Source organism: Synergistaceae bacterium (assembly GCA_031272035.1).
GTDB lineage: Bacteria > Synergistota > Synergistia > Synergistales > Aminobacteriaceae > JAISSA01.
Map to the genome: position 1 here is coordinate 22,842 of JAISUO010000067.1, position 6,130 is coordinate 28,971.

Sequence of the window (6,130 nt, forward strand, 5' to 3'; positions counted from 1 at the left end):
GAAAAAAGAGGCTGGAGAAAAATGAATATGAAAATTGAACACTTCGCGCTTCCCGCAAAAGACGCAAAAAAACTCGCCGAGTGGTACCGGGATAACCTGGGCTTCAACATTCTTTACAAAAGCGAGGGCACTCCTCCCATTTATTTTATCAACCTGGGAGAGATGAGCATCGAAATCGTTCCCCCGGGAAAGGACGATACCGTTCATAACGCTTTTGCCACGCACTTCGCGATTGTCGTGGCGCCTGAGGCGTTTGACCGGACGATTGAAGATTTGCAGAAAAAGGGAATCGTTTTTGATCCGGAGACGAACAACGCCTTTTTCGGGGGAACGCGAATGCGCTTTACGCAGGATCCGGAGGGGCACCGACTGCAGATTATCTCGCGGGGCAAGCCCCTTCTGTCCTGATCTGAAGTCCTGATCTGATGAAGATTCAATAAAGCAGGGGGAAAGAGAAAAATATGACGAGTTTCAAAAATGATGCGGAATTGTTCGCTCTGATGAAAAAAGAGCTGTTTACGGCGGTGGTCGGGGATATCATGGACACAATGGGGCTGATTCATCAGTTTCTGCCGGCCCAGATTCGTCCCGTTAAAGACGACATCGTGCTGACAGGGCGCGCCATGACCGTGCTGGAGGCCGACTGCGCCAGCGTCACCGTCTCCCGCGGCGGGAAAAAGGAGCCCTTCGGGCTGATGTTCGAGGCCCTGGACGACCTCAAAGAAGGAGAGATTTACATCTGCACCGGCGGCAGCCCCACCTATGCCCACTGGGGCGAACTGATGTCCACCCGCGCCATCCACCTGAAGGCGGCCGGAGCCGTGGTCGACGGCTATCTGAGGGACACGAAGGGAATCCTGAAGCTGGGGTTTCCCGCGTTCTCCTGGGGTCCCTACGCTCAGGACCAGGGGGCGCGAGGCCGGGTCATCGACTATCGCTGCCCGCTGGAGTTCCCCAACCACGTTCGCGTGGAGCCGGGAGATCTTATCTTCGGGGACATTGACGGCGTGGTGGCCGTCCCCGCGAAACACGAAAAGGAAATTATCGAAAAGGCGCTGGAAAAGGTTCGGGGAGAAAACGAGGTGGCCCGGGCGATACGAGCCGGCATGAGCACGGTGGACGCCTTCGCGAAGTTCGGAATCATGTAGCGGAGAGACACCATTGACCGGAGAACAGGATTGTTCTCCGGTTTCATTTTTTCGAAAATACGAAACGGGAAACCTGACGTCGCGCGCTGCAGGTCTCCCGGATTCACTTTTTCGCTAATGAAGGGTCTTGATAACCTCCGCCAGATAGCCGGCCAGGACGGTGGACCCGATCGTCACCGTGGTGAACCCGCCGATCATCATCTTGGGCAAAAGCTGACTCATCATGTATTTTTGCTCCTCGTCGGTTTCGGAAAGAGCGGAGCTGACTTCCTGAGCGATGAAAAAGGTGGCGGGAAAGCCAAAAAGACACGTGACGCTTATGGCCATTGAAATGAACCAGGAGTAGCGCAGTATCAGCCCCAGGATCAGAGACGTGATGGCCAGACAAACGATGGCGATGCCGAAGCAGAGAACCGTGGGGAAGATCAGTTCCCTGACCATCGCCGGCGTGGCCCTCGACAGCCCCGTCCATATGGGCACCAGGCAGAAAAACATGCCGAGCCCCGCCGAATTGGCTTTTGTGAGGATGTCGTGCTCCAGGAAACCCAACTCGTAAAAGGCGATTCCCAAAATCAGAGACAGGATCAGTCTGTCGATGTGAATGCCCGCCATCAGGGCGAAGCGCTCGGAAAGCCACACCGCCAGGTACCCCACGACGCAGTTCTTCGCCAGCAGAATGAAATTCGTCTGCAGGAGTTTGGGGGTCGCCGGGAAAAGGCGATACGCGGGAACATCAGGATCCGCCTCGCCGGCCGAATCCGCGGACGAAACTTTTCCCTCCCTGTAGTTTTTCACGAGCCTCCGCCCTTCATGCTTCAGGCAGAAGGAGGCCACGGGAAGCCCCACAAAGTTCTGGATGACCAGGAGCACGGAGGCGAAAACCACCAGGTGAGGGAGATTTTCGGCTTCCAGCACCTGCTGGATGATCATGGTGGCGACGATGCCTCCGGAAATGGGTCCAGCCGCCGTCAGGGCCTGGACGTTCCCAATCACCGGACTGGCGACGTAGTAAAGTCCGATGGACAGCCCCACCAGCCCCAAAAACGCTATGGTGACGGTCTTCCACTCATGAATCAGGGTTTTGACTTTCATCAGGGTGCCCATATGGACCAGCAGAATTGGCGCGACCACAACCGTGAACTGGATCAGCGAGGTCCTCTGAAAAATGTCCTGCGGCAGGCCAAACCAAAAAGCCACGAGGAAAATGATGCCCGACACGAAAATCATGGAAAAAATCGCTTTCGTTTTGGCCGAAGCATAATCTCCAATGGCGTAGACAATTGCCACCACCACCAGCCATCCCGTCGCGACGTTGTTATCGGCGCTCACTCCAAAAAACTTCAATATTTCCACGAGCCTCAACTCCTCCTGGTATAAATCTTATGTCAGATAAATTGTAGCATTAATATAAAATATAAAGACTTATCATTTGTCATAAAAATATCCTAATAAACAATTTTTTTGAAATATTATTTAAAAATTCAATTATTCATGTGTTTTTCCCCTTGCAAATACAATGAGAATTGTTGTATTTTAGCGTGGCAAACAGAAAAGAGCCGATTGATTTGTCCCGTGACCTGCGGCAGGCTGCGGAAACGATTCCTGCGTCAGCGGCGGGTTCCGTTCTTTTGGGTTTTGGTCGGCAATTTCTGAAACTGGGGGGAAGAGGAGGGGTTGACTTGGCTCTCGATTTGATTGCGATTCGAAGGGCTCTGCACCAAATTCCGGAAACATGCTTCACGGAGAACGAAACGGCAGCGTTGCTGCTGTCACACATTACGGAATTGATAAAGGACCGCCCGGACGTTCAGGTGAGTCGTTACAAAACGGGAATCATTCTTTACATTCCGGGGAAAGCGCCCGTGAAGACCATTGGCTGGCGCGCGGACATGGACGGACTGCCGATCTCGGAAAAAACGGATTTGCCCTTCGCCTCGCGGCATCCGGGCAAGATGCACGCCTGTGGGCACGATATGCACATGACGGTGGGACTGGGGCTGCTGGAGCGCATTTTGTCCGCACCGCGAAAAAATAATTTTCTTTTCCTCTTTCAGCCGGCGGAAGAAGGCGGAGGCGGGGGCAAGGAGCTTTACGATTCGGGCATTCTGAACCCGTTCCGCATAGACGAACTGTACGGGCTTCATGTCTCACCGGAATGGAAACCGGGGGAGATCGCCACGAAACCCGGCACGCTGTTCGCCAGCGCCAGCCTCATCAGAATCGAATTTATCGGAAAACCGGCTCACGCCGCCATGCCGCACCTTTCCATCGACCCCATCGTCACGGCGGCGTCTTTCATTATGGCTGTCCAAACCGTGGTGAGCCGAAATCTCGACCCACTGGCGGCGAGAGTCCTGACCTTCGGCATGATCGAGGGAGGCGAGGCGGGCAACGCCGTGGCGAAATCCTGTACTTTGCGGGGAACGATGAGAGTGCTCACCAAAGAACTCATGGACCTGGGCCACGAAAAGGTCGAAAAAATCGCAAACAACACGGCGGCGACCTTCGGCGCCGAAGCGAAGATTTCCATTCAGACCGGCGCGTATCTCCCTGTGGAGAACAATCCGGAAATCACAGCGCGTTTCATCCGTTTCGCGCGGAGTTATTCCGGCCTGACCTTCAGAGACGCGCCGATCACGATGACCGCCGAGGATTTTGGCTATCTCATTCACAATATTCCAGGCATGATGTTCTGGCTTGGCGTGGGCGGAACCGAGCCGCTCCACTCGGACCGCTTCAACCCGGATGAAAGCGTCATGGTCAGAGCTGTGGACTTTCTCGAAAAATATTTTACAAATGAAAGCGGGGATCAGTGACATGAGTAAGAAGAAACACGAGGGCATTCAGACGAAGGCGATACACGCGGGTGCAGGCGAAGACCAGTTCCATTCCGTCACCGAGCCGATTTATCGCTCCAGTACATTTGGATTTCCCAACATTGATGTTGGAACGAAGCGGTCGAAAGACCTCGCGGCGGGGAAAGACTCGTTCATTTACTCAAGGGTCGGCAACCCCACCAACGCCGCTCTGGAGCACAGAATAGCCGCTCTGGAAGGCGCTGAGGCCTGCACTTCCACGGCCAGCGGCATCGGCGCGATTTCAACGACGCTCTGGACGTTTCTGAAAGCCGGAGATCATGTCCTTGCGGACACGGCGCTTTACGGCGACACGCACATCTGCATCGCTCAGGTCCTCGGCAAATTCGGCGTGGAATCGAACTTCGTGGACTTCAGCAATCCGGCAAACGTGAAAAAATCTTTGAAGAAAAACACGAAAGTCGTCTATTTCGAGAGCCCCTGCAATCCCACTCTGAAGATCAACGACATCGCTGCGATTTCCAAAATCGCCCACGAGCACAACGCCGAGACGAAGGTCATCATCGACAACACCTTCGCGTCGCCCTGTCTCCAGAACCCCCTCTCTTTGGGCGCGGACATCGTTCTTCACTCCATGACGAAGTACATCGGCGGGCACAGCGACATCCTGGGCGGCTGCGTGTGCGGTTCCCTGGAAGATATTTTGAAGGTCCGTTTCTTCGGCATCCAGCGGGCAACGGGCGCGGTACTGGCGCCGGACAACGCGTATCTGGCCATTCGCGGGGTCGCCACGCTTCCGCTTCGGATGAAAATTCACTGTGAGAACGCCCGCCGGGTCGCCGAATACCTGGCCCATTCGCCTTTCGTGTCGGTAGTTCATTATCCGGGGCTGCCAAGCCATCCGGGGCACGAAACAGCGAAAAAGCAGATGAAGGACTTCGGCGGAATGGTCTCGGTTGAGCTTGCGCTCACTTTCGAACAGACAAAGGTCTTCGTGAACAATCTGAAACTCATCAAGCTCGCCGTGAGCCTGGGAGGGGTGGAAACGCTGCTGGAGCATCCGGCTTCCATGACCCATTCTCACCTTTCGCCGGAAGAGCTGAAGGCCGCGGACATCACGCCCAGTCAGGTGCGCCTTTCCGTCGGCGTCGAAGACGCGGACGACATCATCGCGGACCTGGAGCAGGCTCTGAACGCGACAAAGTAGAAAGCAGGCAAAGCAAGAGAAAACCGGGTTATAATGCTCAGGGGGCAGGCGACTCACACAACTCGCCGGCCCCTGAATTTTCCTTCAGAATTTTAAGGCAGTCATCAGCGATTTCCTGAGGAATCCTGTCCCAATGGGCAATGAGAATTTACGCCGCAAAAGCCTTTTCTTCTCCCGTGCTTTTGTTGTTTGTTGTGTTCGTAGAACGTATAACAATTGATGGAGAAGATGTTTTTAGAATTATTACCGCTAGAAAAGCGACGAGAAAGGAGCGACAGAATTATGAAAAAAGAATATGCTCCAATACCTGAAAATATTGAAGAAGCAGCTCAACTGGCCGCCTCTGTATGGGATGAGGATATAGATTTCTCCGACATCCCTGAGTTCGGAGGGCTCCCGATTTCAGCATGGAAAAGCGGTTCGGAACGGAAACATGATTTTGGCAGAAAGCACCTGGATATAACTGTACTGGAAGTTAAGTAACAAGTAATGTGCGACAAAAAATCTGATCGTGAGCGCGGTCTCTTCGCCACGCGGGATCCCGCTTTGAAAGAGCAGAAATTACACACACTGGAGCAGCTTTTTCTTCAACCGTTCGGGTAAAGCGGAGACGTCTGCCGTTGAAGAAAATTCATTTCCAAAAAGCGCTGTGGGGCCATATCTATGAGAGACGTCTGCCGGACATGGGCTGTCTGCAACAGAAAAAAGGTTCCCAATACTGTCGCAATAACCGCCAATACTACTGCATACAGCGCTCACATTAGACACCTCGGGTCGCTGAGGTTGGACACTTGCGACGCTCAGATTTGAAACGCCCGTCGGCTGAATTTGACAGTCATTGCCCTCTTCCGTGAAAAATGCTTAGATGTCGATAAGGTGCGTGACGTTCCCGTTGGCGGCGACGATTTTTTGCAGGTCCTCCCAGGACAGCCAGACTGTGGCCGTATTGTCGTTGGGGT

The 6,130-nt window shown here is 53.8% G+C and carries 6 protein-coding genes; 5 read left to right on the forward strand and 1 reads right to left on the reverse strand.

The window, feature by feature from the left end; all coding sequences use genetic code 11:
* Nucleotides 1-21 precede the first annotated feature (21 nt).
* Nucleotides 22-408, forward strand: a complete 387-nt coding sequence (locus LBR61_08235) for a VOC family protein (GenBank protein MDR1732067.1) — start codon at nt 22-24, stop codon at nt 406-408.
* A gap of 53 nt (nt 409-461) precedes the next feature.
* A complete protein-coding gene (locus LBR61_08240; protein ID MDR1732068.1) occupies nt 462-1,148 on the forward strand; it encodes an RraA family protein in 687 nt (228 codons plus the stop codon).
* Nucleotides 1,149-1,262: 114 nt separating this feature from the next.
* On the opposite strand, the gene LBR61_08245 is transcribed toward LBR61_08240, so the two are convergent.
* On the reverse strand, nt 1,263-2,501 hold the full coding sequence (locus LBR61_08245) for a hypothetical protein (protein ID MDR1732069.1): 1,239 nt from the start codon (nt 2,499-2,501) through the stop codon (nt 1,263-1,265).
* A gap of 326 nt (nt 2,502-2,827) precedes the next feature.
* On the opposite strand from LBR61_08245, the gene LBR61_08250 reads away from it, so the two are divergent.
* The 3 genes from LBR61_08250 (at nt 2,828) to LBR61_08260 (ending at nt 5,654) form a co-directional block, all read left to right on the forward strand.
* Entirely contained in the window at nt 2,828-3,964 is a 1,137-nt protein-coding gene (locus LBR61_08250; protein ID MDR1732070.1) for an amidohydrolase, read from the forward strand.
* 1 nt (nt 3,965) lies between these two features.
* A complete protein-coding gene (locus LBR61_08255; GenBank protein ID MDR1732071.1) occupies nt 3,966-5,171 on the forward strand; it encodes a PLP-dependent aspartate aminotransferase family protein in 1,206 nt (401 codons plus the stop codon).
* A 282-nt stretch (nt 5,172-5,453) separates the two neighbouring features.
* On the forward strand, nt 5,454-5,654 hold the full coding sequence (locus LBR61_08260) for a hypothetical protein (protein MDR1732072.1): 201 nt from the start codon (nt 5,454-5,456) through the stop codon (nt 5,652-5,654).
* Nucleotides 5,655-6,130 lie beyond the last annotated feature (476 nt).

What these genes read in the sequence shown, in the direction of transcription:
- LBR61_08235 (MDR1732067.1), top strand. Translation starts at nt 22, where the DNA reads ATGAATATGAAAATTGAACACTTCGCGCTTCCCGCAAAAGACGCAAAA.
- LBR61_08240 (MDR1732068.1), top strand. Translation starts at nt 462, where the DNA reads ATGACGAGTTTCAAAAATGATGCGGAATTGTTCGCTCTGATGAAAAAA.
- LBR61_08255 (MDR1732071.1), top strand. Translation starts at nt 3,966, where the DNA reads ATGAGTAAGAAGAAACACGAGGGCATTCAGACGAAGGCGATACACGCG.
- LBR61_08260 (MDR1732072.1), top strand. Translation starts at nt 5,454, where the DNA reads ATGAAAAAAGAATATGCTCCAATACCTGAAAATATTGAAGAAGCAGCT.